Genomic DNA, 16,718 nt, shown 5'->3' on the forward strand with positions numbered 1-16,718 from the left:
CGACCGCAAACCCTACGACCCCAGCGCACACGGCGGACTTCAAATGTTGCTCAAAACAGCGGGGGGTTGACACAGGGTGTCTCATGCCGCCGCCACCGGTGCCGCGGCGCGCTGCGCCTTCTCGCGCGTCCACGCATCGCACGCGGCGCGCGCCTTCGCACGGTAGGCCGCGAGCTGCGCCGCGTCGCAGGTCGTCGCCGTCAACTCGAGGCGTACGCCGTTGGGATCGAAGAAGTAGATCGACAGCACGAAGCCGTCGTGGTCGACCGGGCCAAGCACCTCGACGCCTGCCGCCTCCAGTCGGCGCTTGGCGTCGCGCACCGCGTCGGCCGAGTCGACGCGCAGCGCGAGGTGGTTGGCCCACAGCGGCGTGTTCGGCGACGGCAGTGAGGCCGTGTCGTCGCCGAGGTCGAAGAAGGCGACACAGCTGCCGTCGCTCATCTCGAAGAACAGGTGCACGTAGGGGCAGTACTCGCCGGTGCTGGGCACGTGCTCGGCGCGCACGATATGCACCAGCGGCAGGCCGAGCAGGTCCTCGTAGAAGCGGCGTGTTTCCTCGGCGTCGCGGCAGCGGTACGCGAAGTGGTGCAGGCCGCGGATCGGTACGAAGTCGGACATGGTCGTCTCCAGGAAGTCGGGGCGTCGCGGGCTCAGCGCGACGCCGGCAGGTGCCGCGTGACGGCGTCGAGCCACTGCGCGTCGTCGCTGAGCGTGCGCAGCTCGCCCAGCGCCTCGTCGCGCGTCTGCGTCCAGCGCTCGAGCACGCGCGGGTTGTCTCCATCCCCATGTTGGCACGAGTATTCGAGCCGGATGCCGTTGGGGTCGTAGAAGTAGATCGACTGCGTGCCGGCACCGACGTCGATCGGGCCGAGGACGTCGACGCCGGCGTCGCGCAGGCGCTGCATCACGGCGTCGAACTGCGCCGGCGTCGTCGTGAACGAACAGTGCTGCATCGCGGCGACGGCGTTGCGGTCGGCCTGCGGCTTGGCGCCCTTCGGGATCTCGAAGAACGCGACGAGGCTGTCGCCGCCGGCGTCGAAGAAGTAGTGGCGCAGGTTCTCGAACGGCGGGTTGCCGCGGTTGCCGGGGCCGACGCCCACGCCCGGCGGCACGCGCAGCGCGTGCACCAGCGGCATGCCCAGCACGCCCGCGTAGAAGTCGATCGTCGCCTTCATGTCGTCGGTGTTGAGCGCGAGGTGGTGCACGCCGCGGCTGGGCGGCGGCGCGGCATGCGGCGAGCGCGGGTCGACGGGTCTCATGGTGCGACTCCCGGTCAGGGTCAGGCCGTCGCCTCGGTGCGCGACAGCTCGAAGTACAGCTGGCCGAGGTCGGGCCGCCGCGCGAGCGCGTCGCTCGCCTCGTGCAGCGCGACGCGGCCCTTGATCAGCACATAGGCGCGCGACGTGAAGCCCAGCGCGATGTCGAGCTTCTGCTCGACGAGCAGCATCGTCAGCCCCTGCGCACGCAGCGCGTCGAGCGCGCGGCGGATCTCCTCGACGACGAGCGGCGCCAGCCCGAGGAACGGCTCGTCGAGCAGCAGCACGCGCGGCGCGCTCATCAGCGCGCGGCCGATCGCGACCATCTGCTGCTCGCCGCCCGACAGCGTGCCCGCGAGCTGCCGCCGGCGCTCGGCCAGCCGCGGGAACAGCTGGTAGACGAACTCGAACTGGCGCGCCACCGCCGCCGCGTGGCGCCCGGCCATGCCGACCGTGCCGAGGTGCAGGTTGTCGTGCACCGACAGCGGCGCGAACATGCGCCGCCCCTCGGGCACCTGCACCAGCCCCAGGCGCACGATGCGGTGCGACGGCAGGCCGACGAGGTCGGTGCCGTCCATCAGGACGCGTCCGCTGCGCTGCGCCAGCGTGCCCGACAGCGCCGCGAGCAGCGTCGACTTGCCAGCACCGTTGGGTCCGAGCAGCGCCACCGTCTCGCCCTGCGCGACGCGCAAGTTCACGCCGTCGACGACGGTGCCGTGGCCGTGGCCGCCGCTGACGCCGATCAGCTCAAGCATCGCCCGCTCCCGCCATGTCGCCGAGGTAGGCCGCGACCACCTGCGGGTCGACGCGGATCTGCGCCGGCGTGCCCTCGGCGATCTTGACGCCGAAGTTGAGCACTGCCACGCGCTGCGCGAGCTGCAGCAGGAAGCGCATGTCGTGCTCGATCAGCAGCACCGCGATGCCGCGCGCGGCGATCGAGCGCACGATCGCGGCCAGCCGCTCGCACTCGGCCGGCGTCAGTCCGGCGGCCGGCTCGTCGAACATCATCAGCCGCGGCTCGCCGGCCAGCGCGCGCGCGATCTCGAGCAGCCGGCCCTGGCCGAACGACAGGTTCGTGACCTCGGTGTCGCGGCACTCGCCGAGGCCGACGAAGTCGATCAGCGCCTCGGCGCGCTGCTGCGCCTCGCGCTCGCGTCGCCGCGCCGCGCCGGTGCCGGCCACGACCTGCCACAGCGGCACGCCGATGCGCGTGTGCATGCCGACCATCACGTTGTCGCGCACCGACAGGCCGGCGAACGGCTTGTTGTGCTGGAACGTGCGCAGGATGCCGCGCGCGGCGATGGCGTGCGTCGGCAGGCCGTCGAGCGGCTCGCCGTCGAAGCGGACCGTGCCGCTGCTCGGCGCGATCGCCCCGGCGATCATGCCGAACGTCGTGCTCTTGCCGGCGCCGTTGGGGCCGATCACGCCGAGGATCTCGCCGGCGTGCACGTCGAGGTCGAGGTCGGTCACGGCCTGCAGGCCGCCGAAGCGTTTGCCCAGGCCGCGCACCTGCAGCAGCGCACCGCCGTTCATCGGGCCCCCTGACGTGCCGCCGGCACCGCCGCCGCGGTCTGGCCGGTGTCCGCCGCAGCCGGCGCCGGCCCGCGGCGCCGCGCGACGAGACGGTCCCACAGGCCGATCAGTCCCTTGGGCTGGAACAGCACGACGGCAATCATCACCAGGCCGAACACCAGCGGGTGGTGGTGCCCGATCAGCGGCGACAGCACGAACGGCAGCAGGAACAGCAGCGTCGCGCCGACGATCGCGCCGGCGTGGCGCCCGGCGCCGCCGACGATGACCATGAACAGCAGCAGGAACGCGTTCTCGAGGCCGAAGATCGGCGGGTTGACGGTGTTGTCGACGAAGGCGTAGACCATCCCCGCCAGCCCGGCGAGCGCGCTGGTCAGCGTGAACGCGACGACCTTGGTGCGCCGCACGTCGATGCCCATTGCCGCGGCGGCCTGCGCGTCGTCGCGCACCGCGCGGCAGGCACGGCCGAAGTGCGAGCGGTCCAGCCGCCACAGCACGGCCAGCGTGCCGAGCATCAGCAGCACGATGACGGCCGTGTACCAGGGCCCGCTGACGCGCACGCCGAACATCTCGGGCAGGCGGTAGCCGGTCAGCCCGCCGGTGCCGCCAGTGACGGCGCCGCCCTCGTTGAGCACGACGATGAACAGCTGCGCGAACGCGAGCGTCGCCAGCGCGAGGTAGAAGCCCTCGAGCCGCGTCGCGGGGATCGCGACCACCAGCGCGAGCACGACGCACAGCGCGACGCCGGCGACGACGGCCAGCGGCAGCGGCAGCCCGACCTGGAACAGCAGGATCACGATGGCATACGCGCCGATGCCGTAGAACGTGAAGTGCGAGAACGCCACCTGCCCGGCGACGCCGAACAGGAAGTTGTAGCCCAGCGCCAGCGTGACCCACAGCAGCAGCTTGCGGTAGACGTCGGTCTGGTACGGGCTGAGCACGAACGCGACGGCCGACAGCACGACCGCCGCGACGAGGTAGCTGGCGAAGGCCTTCACCCCGGCACCTTCAGGTCCGCGCCTCGCGCGCACGCAGCAGCCCGGTGGGCCGCACGAGCAGGAACACGATCAGCAGCACCAGCGGCACGCCCATCGCGAGCCCCGGCGGCACCGGGGCGTAGCGCACCGTGAACTGCTCGGCGAAGGCCAGGATCAGCCCGCCGAGCAGCGCGCCCTCGACGCGGCCGACGCCGCCGATGACGAGCGCGGTGAAGCCCTGGATCGCGAGCGGCAGCCCCATCATCCAGTGCGCCGACACGTTGGGCGCGACGAGCACGCCGGCCAGCCCCGCCACCGCGGCGCCGGCAGCGAACGCGAGCGCGGTCACGCGCGACAGGTTGATACCCATCAGCGCCGCGGCCCTGCGGTCGATCGCCACCGCCTCGAAGGTCTTGCCGGCCAGCGTGCGCTCGAAGAAGGCCCATGCGGCGGCGAACACAGCGAGCGTGACGGCGATGATGAAGAAGCTCTGGTACGAGCCGGCCACCGGCCCGAGCTCGAGCCGGCCATGGCCCAGCGCCGGCGGCACCGGCTGCGGGTCGGGGCCGAAGCCCAGCGAGACGACCTCGCGGAACACGACGAGCATGCCCAGCAGCGCGAGGATCGGCGCCAGCGGCGGCGCGCCCTTCTCGACCAGCGGCCGCACCGTCAGCCGCTCGGTGACCCAACCCACCAGCGCCATCAGCGCCACGACCGCCGCCATCCCCAGCGCGTACGGCAGGTTCAGCGTGAACAGGAACACGAAGCCGCCGAAGCCCCCGAGCATCGCCCACTCGCCGACCGCGAAGTTGATGACGCCGGTGGGCCGGATCATCAGCAGATAGGCCAGCGCCACCAGCGCGTAGATGCACCCGGTGGCACTGGCCGAGACGACGAGTTCGAGGAAGTCCCCCACGGCGCGTCGCGGTTGCTGGCTTGCCGGCGTGCGTCAACGCGCGCCGACGTGCACGACGCGGCCCTGCTGGTCGCCCTCGTAGACGCGCACGACCATGCCGTTGGGGTCGAAGCCGGTGCGCCGCCCGTCGGCGAAGCCGTAGCTCGAGCCCACCGCGCCCATCACGCCGACGAAGCCGCGCGTGGCCTGCATCGCCTCGCGCACCTTGTCCTTGTCGGTGCCGCCGGCGCGGCGGATCGCGTCGGCCACCAGCATCACGCCGTCATAGCCGTAGCCGTTGAGGTTGTAGGGCTCGGCGCCCATCTCCTTGCGGAAGCCCTCGACGAAGGCCTTGACCTCGGGCTTCGCGGGGTCGAAGGCGTCGACGAACACGATGCCGTCGAGCAGCCCGCGCGCGACCTGGGTGTACTGCGGCACCGACATGTTGTAGTTGCCCAGCACCGGCACGCGCAGCCCGAGCTGACGCACCGAGCGCAGGATCAGCGTGTTCTCGGGCGTGAGCACGCCGGTCATGAACAGCGCCTCCGGGTTGGCGGCGCGCACCTTCTGCATTTGCGGGTCGGCGGTGGTCGAGCCACGCGGCACGACCTCCTCGGCAACGATCTGGATGTTGGCCTTCTCGAGCGCGGCCTTGAAGAAGCGATTGGTCAGCTGGCCGAGGTCGGAGTTGTCGGTGACGAGCGCGACGCGCTGGAACTTCTTTTCGCGCGCATAGGACAGCAGCGTCGCGATCTGCGTCGAGCCCAGCGGACCGGTCTGCCAGAAGTTCGGGTTGTCGATCGCAGTGGTCAGCGTGTCGCCGCTGTTGGACGGCGTTATGTGCGGCGTGCGCGTCTCCTTCGTCACCGACTGCGCCTGCAGCGTCGCCGGCGTCAGCGACACCGACAGGATGAACGCGACGTTGGCGTCGACGAGCTTGCGCGCCGCGGTGGCCGAAATGTCGGGGCGGCCCTGGTCGTCTTCGATCAGCAGTTCGACGCGGCGGCCGAGCAGGCCGCCCTTCGCGTTGAGCTCGCGCACCGCGTAGACGGCCCCCTGCGTGACCGGATCGGCGTAGGGCTTGGCCGGGCCGACGCGATCGGTGATCAGGCCCAAACGGATCGGCTCCTGCGCGGTGGTCGCCGTGGCGGCGGCGACCAGCGTGCTGGCGAACACGAGCTTGAGCATTGAGAGCAGTCGGCGGGTCATGGCGCGTGTCTCCTTCGGTGTGGCGTTGTCGCGGGCGGGGAACTCAGGCCGGCGCGGCGGTGGGCGCATCGTCGTCGCCGGCCACGCGCACGGCGAGCACGCCGACACCCTGGACGCCAGCCTCGATGCGGTCGCCGGGCTGCAGCGGCCCCACGCCCTCGGGCGTGCCGGTCATCAGGATGTCGCCGGGCTGCAGCGTGTAGAACGACGACGCGAACTCGATCAGCCGCGGCACGTCGTAGATCAGATGGCGCGTGTTCGAGCGCTGGCGCCGCTCGCCGTTGACGGCCAGCCACAGGTCGAGACGGCCGGGGTCGGGGATCTCGTCGGCGGTGACCAGCCAGGGCCCGGTGACGGCGTAGGTGTCGATCGATTTGCGAAAGCACACGAACTCGGGCCCTCGCAGCGTGATGTCGAGCGCGACGAGGTAGCCGGCGACATGGTCCAGTGCCTCGTCGCGCGTCACGTGGCGTGCGGTGCGCCCGATCACGACCCCGAGTTCGACCTCGTGGTCGTTGCGCCGCTGGGGAAAGCGCAGCCGGATCGGCTCGCCCGGCCCGATGAGCGCGCTGCGTGCCTTGAGGAACAGGCCCCACTCGCCGATCGACGTGATCTGCCGCCCGTGCGCGATCCCGCTGTCGGCCGCGCTCTCGGTGGCGTGGGCGTGGTAGTTGATCGGCGCGCCGATGATCTTGCCGGGGTTGGCCACCGGCGGCTCGAGCCGCACCGCAGCGAGCGGGCGGCGAGGTGCCGTCGGGCACAGCGACTCGATGCGCGGGCGCAGCCGCGGCAGTGCCTCGACGAGCAGGTCGTGCGCCGGCAGAGGGTAGCGCACGACGGGCAGTGCGTCGAGCGCGGCGCTGACGTCGAGCACCTCGTCGCCCTCGACCACGCCGAGCCGATCGCCATCGAACCGGCACAGCCTCACGACACCGCCTCCCGATCCTCGCGCAGATAGCCCATGGTGGCGAGCAGCTCGCGGTCGGTCATCAGGAAAAGCACCGCATCGTCGCTGAGCGCCTGGTGCGCGACCCAGGTCCAGTGCGGAACCGTGAACACGTCGTGGCGCTGCCACGCGATGTCGCGTCCGCCGACGCGGCTGACGCCCTCGCCCTGGGCCACGACGCACACCGCGCTCGCCGTGCTGCGGCTGCGCGTCGCGGATGCCTGCCTGGCCGGCTGGTGCAGGTAGCAGTCGATCGTCGGCGTGACGGCGCCGACGCCCTGCGCATCGACGTAGCGCAGCCAGCGGCTGCCGTCGTCGCGCGGGGTCGCGGCGCGCAACGCCGCGAGGGCGCGCGGCCAGGCGTAGCGGAAGCGGCCGCGCGCCGGCGCCGCATCGTCGGGACGCAGCACCGCCATGTCGGGCGCCAGCGCCGACGGCCCCGCCGGCGGCGGGTCGATCGCCGGACGCGGCGGCTGCGCCGGCTCGAAGAACATCGCGTCGAGGTGCGCCACGAGGGGCAGGTCGAGTCCGTCGAGCCACACGACGCGCCCGACGCCGGGGTGCGCATGCTCGTGCCAGGCCCATGCCGGCGTCAGCACCAGGTCGCCCGGCTCCATCGCGCAGGCCTCGCCGTTGACCGTCGTCACCGCGCCCCGACCCGAGACGACGAAGCGGATCGCCTGCAGCGCGTGGCGGTGGGGGCGCGCGAACTCGCCGGGCAGCAGCGTCTGCAGACCGGCGAGCAGGTTCGTCGTCGTCGCCGCGGCGCCGCCGGCCGGCGTCAGCAGCAGCACGCGCCGCTCGGCGTCGGCGAGCGACACCTCGCGCGCAGCGCGTTCGACGAGCAGCGACATCTGCGCCCACGGCCAGTGGCCCGCCGGCACGCGCGCGGCGGGCTCGCGCGTCGTGATGCGCTGGTAGCGGTCCCACAAGGGCTGCGCCGCGACGGCGCGCAGCGCGGCGTCGAGGTCCGCCGAAACCGTCTTGCCGTCATGCGGCAGTGACACCATCGCGCTTGTCTCCATGTCCGCCGTCGTGGTGGTCGGATCGAGTCTAGTGGTCGAAGCTATAGACGCTCATAATCTCCCGTGATTTCATGAATAGATCGCATTGATATCAGACTGTGGATCTCGCCGAGTTCGACCTCAACCTGCTGGTCACCTTCGACGCCATCCACCGGCACCAGAACCTGTCGGCGACGGCGGCCGAGCTCGGCCTGACACAGCCGGCGATCAGCGCGGCGCTCAAGCGGCTGCGCGGCTACTTCGACGACCCGCTGTTCGTGCGCACCTCTCACGGCATGCGCCCGACCCCGTACGCCGACGACCTCGCGCCCAAGATCCGCCGCACGCTCGACGCGCTGCGCGGGCTGCGCCGGCCGGCGCGCTTCGACCCGCGCCGCACCGACGTGCACTTTCGCATCTACATCAACGACGTCGGCATGATGGTGCTGATGCCGCGGGTGGTGCAGCGCCTCGAGGCCGAGGCGCCTGGCGCACAGCTGTCGATCGTCGACCTGCGCCCCGACGAGGTCATCGACGCCCTCGACGACGGCAAGATCGACCTTGCCGTCGGCTACTTCCTCGGCATGCCCAACTGGGCCCACCAGCAGACCGTGCGCGACACGTCGTACGTGTGCCTCGTGCGCGCCGACCACCCGCTCGTGGGCCGCGAGCTGACGCTCGAGCGCTTCCTGCAGCTGCGGCACGCGATGTACTGGACCACCGGCTCGCAGTACCGCGCCGTCGAGCACGCGCTGGCCACGCTCAACCTGAGCCACGACGTGATGCTGCGCGCGCCGCGCTTCTCGGCGCTGCCGTTCCTGATCGCGCGCTCCGACCTCGTCGTCACCGTGCCCGAGGACCTCGGCGTCGCGTTCGCGCGGCTGCTGCCGGTCAAGGTCTTCGAGCCGCCGCTGCCGCTGGGCAGCTTCCAGATCAAGCAGTACTGGCACGCCCGGCTGCACGCCGAGCCCGCGCACCGCTGGCTGCGCAAGCTCGTGCGCGAGGAGACGGGCAAACTGGGTCGGCGGCAGCCGGCCGGTACGGCAGCGTTACCGCCGTCGCCTCAAAACCCCGCGACGAGGCCGTCGCGCCGCGGGTCGCTCGCGCAGACGTAGCCGTCGACGGCCGGGTCGCCCAGGCGCCAGATGAACTGACCGGCGCCGAAGTCCTGGTAGCTGTCGGTGAAGGTGCCCACGTCGTGGCCGAGCGCGCGCAGGCCCTCGGCGGTGGCGGCGTCGAAGCCGGGCTCGAGGTGGACCTGGCCGCCGAACACGCGCCAGCGCGGCGCATCGCACGCGGCCTGCGGGTTCTGCCCGTAGTCGAGCATGCGCACGACGGTCTGCAGGTGACCCTGCGGCTGCATGTCGCCGCCCATCACGCCGAAACTCATCTGCGGGCGGCCGTCGCGCGTCAGGAACCCCGGGATGATCGTGTGGAACGGGCGCTTGCCCGGGCCGACGACGTTCTCGCGCGTCGCGTCGAGCGTGAAGCCGTGGCCGCGGTTTTGCAGGCTCACGCCGTAGCCGGGCACGACGACGCCCGAACCGAAGCCCATGTAGTTGCTCTGGATGAAGCTGACCATCATCCCGCGCTCGTCGGCGGCGGTGAGGTAGATCGTGCCGCCCTGCGGCGCGTGGCCGGGGCCGAAGTCCTGCGCGCGCTTGGGGTCGATCAACTTCGCACGCTCGGCGAGGTAGGCGGCGTCGAGCATCTGCGCCGGCGTCAGCCGCATCGCGCGCGGGTCGGCGACGTGGCGGTAGACGTCGGCGAACGCGAGCTTCATCGCCTCGATCTGCAGGTGCTGCGACGCGACCGAGTCGACCTTCAGCGACGCGAGGTCGAAGTGGTTGAGGATGCCCAGCGCGATCAGCGCCGCGATGCCCTGCCCGTTGGGCGGGATCTCGTGCAGCCGGTAGCCGCCGCCCCCGCCGCGGTAGTCCTGCCCGATCGGCGTGACCCACTCGGGGCGGTAGCCGGCGAGGTCGGCCTCGGTCATCGCGCCGCCGTGCGCGCGCGCGTGCGCGGCGAGCGCGGCGGCCACCTCGCCGCGGTAGAAGGCCTCGCCCTGCGTCTGCGCGATCAGGCGCAGCGCGCGCGCCGCGTCGGGGAACGCGAAGCGCTCGCCCACGTGCGGCGCGCGCCCGTGGGGCAGGAACGCCGCGGCGAAGCCGGGCTGCTGCGTGATCTCGGGCAGCGCCGCGGCGGCGGCCCACTTGGACTGCACGACCACCGGCACCGCGTAGCCGCGCTCGGCGATCTCGATCGCCGGCGTCAGCACATCGGCGAAGGGCAGCTTGCCGAAGCGCTGCGACAGCGCGACCCACGCCGAGACGGCGCCGGGCACCGTCACCGAGTCCCAGCCGCGCTTGGGCGGCGTCTTGGCGTCGGTGCCGTACTTGCCGACGAAGTACTCCCGCGTCCACGCCGCCGGCGCGCAGCCCGACGCGTTGAGGCCGTGCAGCTGCGTGCCGTCCCACAGGATGCAAAACGCGTCGCTGCCCAGCCCGTTGCTGCACGGCTCGACGATCGTCATGCACGCCGCGGCGGCGATCGCCGCGTCGACGGCGTTGCCGCCGGCAGCGAGCATGCGCAGCCCGGCCTGCGCCGCGAGCGGGTGCGAGGTGGCCACCGCGTTGCGCGCGAAGACGGGCGTGCGCCCCGAAAGATATGGCGTGTCGTAGCTGAACATCGCAGGCAGGGTTTCGGGTGGAAAAAAAGGGGGTCGGGGCAGGCGAGGCGCCAGCAGGCGAGGCGCCAGCGGGCGTGGCAGCCGGGCCGCTACTCGATCGCCGCCAGCGCCGCCGCGTCGAGCACGCGGTAGCTGCGCCCGAGGCGGTCGAGCGGCTGCAGCCAGCCCTGGCGCACGAAATCGTTGACGGCGCGGCTGACGGTCTCGAGCTTGAGGTCGAGCATCGAGCCCATGTCGTCGCGCGAGAACAGCGTGGTCAGCGACGGGTCGGCCTCGCTGCGCATCTTGAGCACCAGCTGCGCGACGCGGTGGCGCGCGCTGCCGAAGTTCAGTTCGGCGAGCCAGTCGTCGGCCTCGCGCAGCGAGCGGTGCCACTTCTGCATCAGCTGGTGGTGCAGCCGCGGCGTCTCCTGGTTCAGGCGCTGGATCACGCTGGTCGGAATGCGGCACACGCCCACCGGCGTCAGCGCGACGACGTCGCTCTCGTACGTGGCAGCGGCCAGCGCCTCGAGGCCGATCACGTCGCCCGGGCGCAGCACGCGCACGATGCGCGCGCGCCCGTCGCTGGCCACGCGCACCAGCTTGACCATGCCGCTGCGCAGCGTCATCACGCCCTTGACGGGCTCGCCGGCCTGCACGAGCGTCGCGCCGGCGTCGAACGCGAGGTCGTCGATCGGCGCGTGGATGAGCGCGAAGTCCTCTTCCTTCAGGTCCGCGAACAGCACCGACTCGCGGATGCTGCAGCGGCGGCAGTCTGCCGTGCCGCGCCACGCCGAGGCGGTCTTGATCGGGATCATCGCCGGATTATCCGGCGATGCCTCAATCCGCGTCCTGGAAAGCGACTTCGCGCTTGCGCCGGATCGACGGCAGCGCGACGATGACCACCATCAGCACCGCGGCGATGAGCAGCCCCGCCGACAGCGGCCGCGTGACGAAGGTCGACCAGTCGCCGCGCGACAGCAGCAGTGCGCGGCGCAGGTTCTCCTCCATCATCGGGCCGAGGATGAAGCCCAGCAGCAGCGGCGCGGGCTCGCAGCCGAGCTTCCAGAACAGGTAGCCGACGACACCGAAGCCGGCCGCCATGAAGACGTCGAAGGTGTTGTTGTTCAGCGTGTACAGGCCGATGGCGCAGAACACCATGATCGCCGGAAACAAGAACCGGTAGGGCACCGTCAGCAGCTTGATCCAGATGCCGATCAGCGGCAGGTTCAGGATCACGAGCATCAGGTTGCCGACCCACATGCTGGCGATCAGGCCCCAGAACAGCTCGGGGTTGCCCGTCATCACCTGCGGGCCGGGCTGGATGCCCTTGATCGTCATCGCGCCGACCATCAGCGCCATCACGGCGTTGGGCGGGATGCCCAGCGTCAGCATCGGGATGAACGAGGTCTGCGAGCCGGCGTTGTTCGCACTCTCGGGGCCGGCCACGCCCTGGATCGCGCCCTTGCCGAACGGCACGCGCGGCTCGCGCACGATCTTCTTCTCGAGCGTGTACGACGCGAACGACGCCAGCAGCGCACCGCCGCCGGGCAGCACGCCCAGGATCGAGCCGAGCGCGGTGCCACGCAGCACCGACGGTGCGGCCTCCTTGAAGTCCTGCCGGCTCGGCCACAGGCCCTTGACGTCCTTCGTGAACACTTCGCGGTGTTCGGCCGGGCGGCTCAGGTTGGCGATGATCTCGCCGAAGCCGAACACGCCCATCGCGATGGCGACGAAGCCGATGCCGTCGGTCAGCTCGGGGATGTCGAAGCTGTAGCGCGGCACACCCGAGATCACGTCGGTGTTGATCTGGCCCAGCAGCAGGCCGAGGATGATCATCGCGATGGCCTTCAGCAGCGAGCCCGACGCCAGCACGACGGCGCCGATCAGGCCCAGCACCATGAGGCTGAAGTACTCGGCGGGGCCGAACTTGAACGCCAGCTCCGTCAGCGGCGGTGCGAACGCCGCGATGATCACGGTGCCGACGCAGCCGGCGAAGAACGAACCGAGCGCCGCCGTGGCCAGCGCGGGGCCCGCGCGGCCCTGACGCGCCATCTGGTAGCCGTCGATCGCCGTGACGACCGAGCTCGACTCGCCGGGGATGTTGATGAGGATCGCCGTCGTCGAGCCGCCGTACTGCGCGCCGTAGTAGATGCCGGCCAGCATGATCAGCGCCGGCGTCGCGTCGAGGGCGTAGATCGACGGCAGCAGCATCGCGATCGTCGCCACCGGGCCGAGGCCCGGCAGCACGCCGATCAGCGTGCCGAGCAAGGTGCCGAAGAAGGCGTAGGCCAGGTTCTGCAGGCTCAGCGCGACGCCGAAGCCCATGGCGAGGTTGTTGATCAGATCCATCGCGGCACCCTCAACCGACGAACTTCGGCCACACCGGGATCGTCAGCCCCAGGCCCCAGATGAAGATGGCGTAGCTCAACAGCGTCAGCACGACGCTGTTGACGAGCGCCTCGAGCCAGTGGAACTCGTCGCCGGCCAGCGCCGACGTGATGACCAGCACCGGCAGCGCGATCACCATGCCGCCCCGGGGCAGCAGCACGCCGAACAGCACGATCGAGCCGACGATGATGCCCAGCGGGCGCCAGCCGATGCGGCCCACCGGCTCGCCGTCCTCGGTCTCGATCGTCAGTGCGCCCAGCAGCACGAGCGCCCCGAGCAGCGCGAGCAGGATGCCCAGTCCGAACGGGAAGTAACCCGGCCCCGGACGGGCAGAGGAACCGAAGCTGTAGCCGGTGGCCCCCCACGCGAACGCGAGGCCCACCGCGACGAACATCAGACCCGCCCAGAAGTCCTTCTGGCTCTTGATCTTCATGCCTCCTCCCAGATCGACGGCGAAGCATTCTAGGCAGGGGGTCCGGGCGCTCCGGCTGTGGATTCCACGTAAGCCGGGCGGCCCGCCGCTCGCGCCCGCGCGGCGCATCCCGGCGCTCAGCGGTCCCAGGCGGGCGTCGTGCGCAGCACCTCGTCGAGCGTGGTGACGCCTTCGGCCACCTTCATGACGCCGGCCAGGCGCAGCGGGTGCATGCCCTCGGCGAGCGCGGCGCGGCGCAGCGCACCGGCATCGAGCGCGGGGTGCACGGCGGCGCGCGCGGCCTCGCTCATCACCAGCAGCTCGTACAGACCGACGCGGCCGCGGTAACCGGTCATGCGGCACTCGAGGCAGCCGACCGGCTTGTACGCGCGCACGCTGCCCTTCAGCCGCCACGGCGCGGCGACCTCGTCGAGCGTCTCGCGCGTGACGGCCTCGTCGCGCACCTTGCACGCCGGGCACAGCGTGCGCGCCAGGCGCTGCGCGAGCACGCCGATGACGGTGGCCGAGATCAGGTACGGCGGCACACCCAGGTCGGCCAGCCGCGTGACGGCGCTCGCGGCATCGTTGGTGTGCAGCGTGCTGAACACGAGGTGGCCGGTCAGCGCCGCCTGCGTGGCCATCTCGGCCGTCTCGAGGTCGCGGATCTCGCCGACCATGATGATGTCCGGGTCCTGGCGCATCAGCGCGCGCAGGCCCTCGGCGAAGCCGAGCTCGACGGCGGGCTGGACCTGCGTCTGGTTGAACGCCGGCTCGATCATCTCGATCGGATCCTCGATCGTGCAGACGTTGACCTCGTCGGTGGCGAGCTTCTTCAGCGTCGAGTACAGCGTCGTCGTCTTGCCGCTGCCGGTCGGGCCGGTGACGAGGATGATGCCGTGCGGACGCGCCGTCAGCTCGTTCCAGCGCTGCGCGTCGTGTGGCGCGAAGCCCAGCGCCTCGACGCCCTTGACGGCGGTGTCGGGGTCGAAGATGCGCATCACCATCTTCTCGCCGAACGCGGTGGGCAGCGTGGCCAGCCGCATCTCGACCTCGCCGCCGCCGGCGCCGTCGGGGCGCTTGGTCTTGATGCGCCCGTCCTGCGGGCGGCGGCGCTCGACGACGTCCATGCGCCCGAGCAGCTTGATGCGCGCCGTCATCGCCGACATCACCGACATCGGCACCTGGTAGACGGTGTGCAGCACGCCGTCGATGCGGAAGCGGATCGCGCCGAGGTCGCGCCGCGGCTCGAGGTGGATGTCGCTCGCGCGCTGGTCGAACGCGTACTGCCACAGCCAGTCGACGACCTGCACGACGCCCTGGTCGTTGGCGTCGAGCTGCTTGTTGCTCTTGCCCAGCTCGACGAGCTGCTCGAAGCTGGCGATCGGCGAGGTCTCGCCGCTCTTGGTCGCCGCCTTGACCGAGCGCGCGAGCGTGTAGAACTCGGCCGTGTAGCGCGCGATCTCGTCGGGGCTGGCGAGCACCTGCCTCACGCGCTTGCGCGTGTGCGCCTCGATCTCGGCCACCCACGCGGTGTCGAACGGCTCGCAGGTGGCCACCGTGACCTCGTGCGCGCCCACCGCCACCGGCAGCACGCGGCGGCTCTCGGCGTAGCGCGCGCTCATCACGTCGGCGACGCGGCCGACGTCGACCTTCAGCGGGTCGATGCGCAGGTAGGGCATGCCGATGCGCGCGGCCAGCCACTCGGTGAGCGCCGCCGCGTCGAGCGGCTTGCCGGTGGCGGCATGGGCCAGCCCGGCACCGCCGAGGCGCACCAGCGCGTGCAGGCGGCTGTCGCCGGCGCCGAAGCGCTGGCGCACGCGGTCGGCGGCGTCGGGGTCCACCAGCCCGTCGTCCTGCAGCCACTGCAGCAGCACGCGCCAGTCGAGGCGGCCGGACGGCACGGCCGGTGCGGGACGGGGCTTGGCGTGGGCAGCAGGGCTCATCGGATCGGGCGCGGGCGAATCAGGCGTCGGCCGGCGGGGACGACGCAGCTGCATCTTCGGCCGTTCGTGCGCCGGCCGGCCCGCTCAGCGCCCGCGGGCGTGACATTGCGCACACGCACTGCGCGGTCACGCGTCCCGCGTCGTCCACGGCCGCACGATGCGCAGCCACTTGCGTGCCGGCAGGCCCCAGCGGTCTTCGATCGCGGCCGCGCGCGCCAGCCGCACGTCGCGCTCGGGCCACGGGCGCGCGCGCGTGGCCACCGCGACCGTGTTGCCCTCGCGCGTGGGCCGCAGCGACCACAGCCAGCGCGCCCCGAACACGCGCTCGAGCCGCCGCATCGTGCGCTCGAAGCGGGCGTCGCGCCCGAACAGGTTGACCGTCATCACGCCGCCGTCGGCGAGCACGTCGCGGCACGCGGCGTAGAAAGCCTCGTCGTCGAGCACCGGCGCCGCGGCGTCGTGGTCGTACAGGTCGACGTTGAGCACCTGCGCCGATCTGCGGTGCGCCGGCGACGCCACCCACTGCGCCGCATCGGCGTGCACCACCTGCAAGCGCTCGCCGTCGGCGGGCAGGCGGAACCAGTGCCGGCACGCGGCGATCACGCTGGCGTTGATCTCGACCGCCGTCGTCGGCATGCGCAGCACGCCGTGGCAGAAGCGCGTGATCGTGCCGGCGCCCAGGCCCAGCTGCACCGCGTGCAGCGCGCGCACCTCGGCGGCGTCGAACCACAGCAGCCAAGCCATCATGCGCTGCACGTACTCGAGCTCGATGCGCTGCGGCGAACGCAACCGCATCGCGCCCTGCACCCACGGCGTGCCCAGGTGCAGGTAGCGCACGCCCTCGTGCTCCGAGATCGTCGCCTCGGCGAGGGCCTGTACCGCCGCACTCATGCCAGACCGCACGCGGCGAAGGCCTCGCGCCAGGCCGCGAGCTTGCGCTCGAACGACCAGCTCGCGTTGGCCGGGCTCGTCGACGGCAGCCGCCACACCGGCACGCCGAGCGTGCGCGTGACGCGCATCGCGCGCGCCGACTCGCCGCCGTTGTGCGCGATCGCGCGCAGCGCCGGCGTGCGCGCGACCAGCCGCGCGAGGTCGTTGGGCCGCGCGTCCTCGATCGCGCTGTCGAGGCTGCCCTCGCGCCGGCACGCGGCGTAGACGTCCCAGATCGCGAGGCCGCGCCGGCGCACCTGCTCGGTGCGCTCGTCGTACGGCAGCGCGAGCAGGTCGACGTCCCACAGCGCCGACAGGATAGGCCAGAAGTGGTTGCGCGGGTGCGCGTAGTACTGCCGTGCCGCCAGCGACGCGACGCCCGGGAAGCTGCCGAGCACGAGCAGCCGCGCGTGCGGCGTAGCGATGGGCGGCAGCCCGCGCAGCAGGCGCGGCGGCACGGCGACGTCGCTCACTGGACTACCCTCCCTTCAGCTTGCGAAGTGAGGTGATGCAGGGTTATCCACGATGGCGGTCGGTCGGCGCTTGCGACGTACCGA

Annotated in this window: 17 protein-coding genes; 1 reads left to right on the forward strand and 16 read right to left on the reverse strand. The window is 71.8% G+C overall.

Going from position 1 to position 16,718, the window contains the following annotated elements; genetic code table 11:
- Window positions 1-81: 81 nt before the first annotated feature.
- Genes MOJ79_RS17870 through MOJ79_RS17910 form a run of 9 tightly spaced genes read right to left on the reverse strand, consistent with a single transcriptional unit; the run spans window position 82 to window position 7,820 of the window.
- Complete coding sequence (locus tag MOJ79_RS17870; protein ID WP_241925371.1) at window positions 82-618, reverse strand: VOC family protein; 537 nt, start codon at window positions 616-618, stop codon at window positions 82-84.
- 32 nt (window positions 619-650) lie between these two features.
- Window positions 651-1,259, reverse strand: a complete 609-nt coding sequence (locus MOJ79_RS17875; RefSeq protein WP_241925372.1) for a VOC family protein — start codon at window positions 1,257-1,259, stop codon at window positions 651-653.
- 20 nt (window positions 1,260-1,279) lie between these two features.
- Window positions 1,280-2,011, reverse strand: a complete 732-nt coding sequence (locus MOJ79_RS17880; RefSeq protein WP_241925373.1) for an ABC transporter ATP-binding protein — start codon at window positions 2,009-2,011, stop codon at window positions 1,280-1,282.
- A complete protein-coding gene (locus tag MOJ79_RS17885) occupies window positions 2,004-2,789 on the reverse strand; it encodes an ABC transporter ATP-binding protein (RefSeq protein ID WP_241925374.1) in 786 nt (261 codons plus the stop codon). Before MOJ79_RS17885 ends, MOJ79_RS17880 begins: the two co-directional genes overlap by 8 nt.
- Window positions 2,786-3,784, reverse strand: coding sequence for a branched-chain amino acid ABC transporter permease (locus MOJ79_RS17890; protein ID WP_241925375.1), 999 nt, complete (start codon window positions 3,782-3,784; stop codon window positions 2,786-2,788). Before MOJ79_RS17890 ends, MOJ79_RS17885 begins: the two co-directional genes overlap by 4 nt.
- Window positions 3,785-3,794: 10 nt before the next feature.
- Complete coding sequence (locus MOJ79_RS17895; protein ID WP_241925376.1) at window positions 3,795-4,679, reverse strand: branched-chain amino acid ABC transporter permease; 885 nt, start codon at window positions 4,677-4,679, stop codon at window positions 3,795-3,797.
- A gap of 33 nt (window positions 4,680-4,712) precedes the next feature.
- On the reverse strand, window positions 4,713-5,867 hold the full coding sequence (locus tag MOJ79_RS17900; RefSeq protein WP_241925377.1) for an ABC transporter substrate-binding protein: 1,155 nt from the start codon (window positions 5,865-5,867) through the stop codon (window positions 4,713-4,715).
- Window positions 5,868-5,910: 43 nt separating this feature from the next.
- The gene (locus MOJ79_RS17905; protein ID WP_241925378.1) at window positions 5,911-6,795 is read right to left on the reverse strand and encodes a fumarylacetoacetate hydrolase family protein; all 885 of its coding nucleotides are present in this window, start codon (window positions 6,793-6,795) and stop codon (window positions 5,911-5,913) included.
- Complete coding sequence (locus MOJ79_RS17910) at window positions 6,792-7,820, reverse strand: cupin domain-containing protein (RefSeq protein WP_241925379.1); 1,029 nt, start codon at window positions 7,818-7,820, stop codon at window positions 6,792-6,794. Before MOJ79_RS17910 ends, MOJ79_RS17905 begins: the two co-directional genes overlap by 4 nt.
- Before the next feature lie 116 nt (window positions 7,821-7,936).
- Between MOJ79_RS17910 and MOJ79_RS17915 the strand changes: the two genes are divergently transcribed.
- On the forward strand, window positions 7,937-8,932 hold the full coding sequence (locus tag MOJ79_RS17915) for a LysR family transcriptional regulator (protein ID WP_241925380.1): 996 nt from the start codon (window positions 7,937-7,939) through the stop codon (window positions 8,930-8,932).
- Here the strand turns inward: MOJ79_RS17915 and MOJ79_RS17920 are convergent.
- From MOJ79_RS17920 to MOJ79_RS17950, 7 genes are all read right to left on the reverse strand, one after another.
- The gene (locus MOJ79_RS17920) at window positions 8,881-10,506 is read right to left on the reverse strand and encodes a gamma-glutamyltransferase family protein (protein WP_241925381.1); all 1,626 of its coding nucleotides are present in this window, start codon (window positions 10,504-10,506) and stop codon (window positions 8,881-8,883) included. The genes MOJ79_RS17915 and MOJ79_RS17920 overlap by 52 nt on opposite strands.
- Before the next feature lie 89 nt (window positions 10,507-10,595).
- The gene (locus MOJ79_RS17925; protein ID WP_241925382.1) at window positions 10,596-11,303 is read right to left on the reverse strand and encodes a Crp/Fnr family transcriptional regulator; all 708 of its coding nucleotides are present in this window, start codon (window positions 11,301-11,303) and stop codon (window positions 10,596-10,598) included.
- Window positions 11,304-11,325: 22 nt separating this feature from the next.
- Window positions 11,326-12,837, reverse strand: coding sequence for a tripartite tricarboxylate transporter permease (locus MOJ79_RS17930; protein WP_241925383.1), 1,512 nt, complete (start codon window positions 12,835-12,837; stop codon window positions 11,326-11,328).
- 10 nt (window positions 12,838-12,847) lie between these two features.
- On the reverse strand, window positions 12,848-13,309 hold the full coding sequence (locus MOJ79_RS17935) for a tripartite tricarboxylate transporter TctB family protein (protein ID WP_241925384.1): 462 nt from the start codon (window positions 13,307-13,309) through the stop codon (window positions 12,848-12,850).
- A 116-nt stretch (window positions 13,310-13,425) separates the two neighbouring features.
- Entirely contained in the window at window positions 13,426-15,231 is a 1,806-nt protein-coding gene (locus MOJ79_RS17940) for a GspE/PulE family protein (protein WP_241925385.1), read from the reverse strand.
- Between the two features lie 126 nt (window positions 15,232-15,357).
- Complete coding sequence (locus tag MOJ79_RS17945; protein WP_241925386.1) at window positions 15,358-16,122, reverse strand: spermidine synthase; 765 nt, start codon at window positions 16,120-16,122, stop codon at window positions 15,358-15,360.
- Window positions 16,119-16,634, reverse strand: a complete 516-nt coding sequence (locus MOJ79_RS17950; protein WP_442863144.1) for a DNA-deoxyinosine glycosylase — start codon at window positions 16,632-16,634, stop codon at window positions 16,119-16,121. The genes MOJ79_RS17945 and MOJ79_RS17950 overlap by 4 nt, the downstream gene beginning before the upstream one ends.
- Between the last annotated feature and the right edge of the window lie 84 nt (window positions 16,635-16,718).

It is taken from the genome of Calidifontimicrobium sp. SYSU G02091 (genome assembly GCF_022631395.1).
Lineage (GTDB): Bacteria > Pseudomonadota > Gammaproteobacteria > Burkholderiales > Burkholderiaceae_C > Calidifontimicrobium > Calidifontimicrobium sediminis.

What these genes read in the sequence shown, in the direction of transcription:
- MOJ79_RS17880 (WP_241925373.1), bottom strand. Translation starts at nt 2,011, where the DNA reads ATGCTTGAGCTGATCGGCGTCAGCGGCGGCCACGGCCACGGCACCGTC.
- MOJ79_RS17920 (WP_241925381.1), bottom strand. Translation starts at nt 10,506, where the DNA reads ATGTTCAGCTACGACACGCCATATCTTTCGGGGCGCACGCCCGTCTTC.
- MOJ79_RS17925 (WP_241925382.1), bottom strand. Translation starts at nt 11,303, where the DNA reads ATGATCCCGATCAAGACCGCCTCGGCGTGGCGCGGCACGGCAGACTGC.
- MOJ79_RS17940 (WP_241925385.1), bottom strand. Translation starts at nt 15,231, where the DNA reads ATGAGCCCTGCTGCCCACGCCAAGCCCCGTCCCGCACCGGCCGTGCCG.
- MOJ79_RS17875 (WP_241925372.1), bottom strand. Translation starts at nt 1,259, where the DNA reads ATGAGACCCGTCGACCCGCGCTCGCCGCATGCCGCGCCGCCGCCCAGC.
- MOJ79_RS17930 (WP_241925383.1), bottom strand. Translation starts at nt 12,837, where the DNA reads ATGGATCTGATCAACAACCTCGCCATGGGCTTCGGCGTCGCGCTGAGC.
- MOJ79_RS17885 (WP_241925374.1), bottom strand. Translation starts at nt 2,789, where the DNA reads ATGAACGGCGGTGCGCTGCTGCAGGTGCGCGGCCTGGGCAAACGCTTC.
- MOJ79_RS17900 (WP_241925377.1), bottom strand. Translation starts at nt 5,867, where the DNA reads ATGACCCGCCGACTGCTCTCAATGCTCAAGCTCGTGTTCGCCAGCACG.
- MOJ79_RS17870 (WP_241925371.1), bottom strand. Translation starts at nt 618, where the DNA reads ATGTCCGACTTCGTACCGATCCGCGGCCTGCACCACTTCGCGTACCGC.
- MOJ79_RS17935 (WP_241925384.1), bottom strand. Translation starts at nt 13,309, where the DNA reads ATGAAGATCAAGAGCCAGAAGGACTTCTGGGCGGGTCTGATGTTCGTC.
- MOJ79_RS17945 (WP_241925386.1), bottom strand. Translation starts at nt 16,122, where the DNA reads ATGAGTGCGGCGGTACAGGCCCTCGCCGAGGCGACGATCTCGGAGCAC.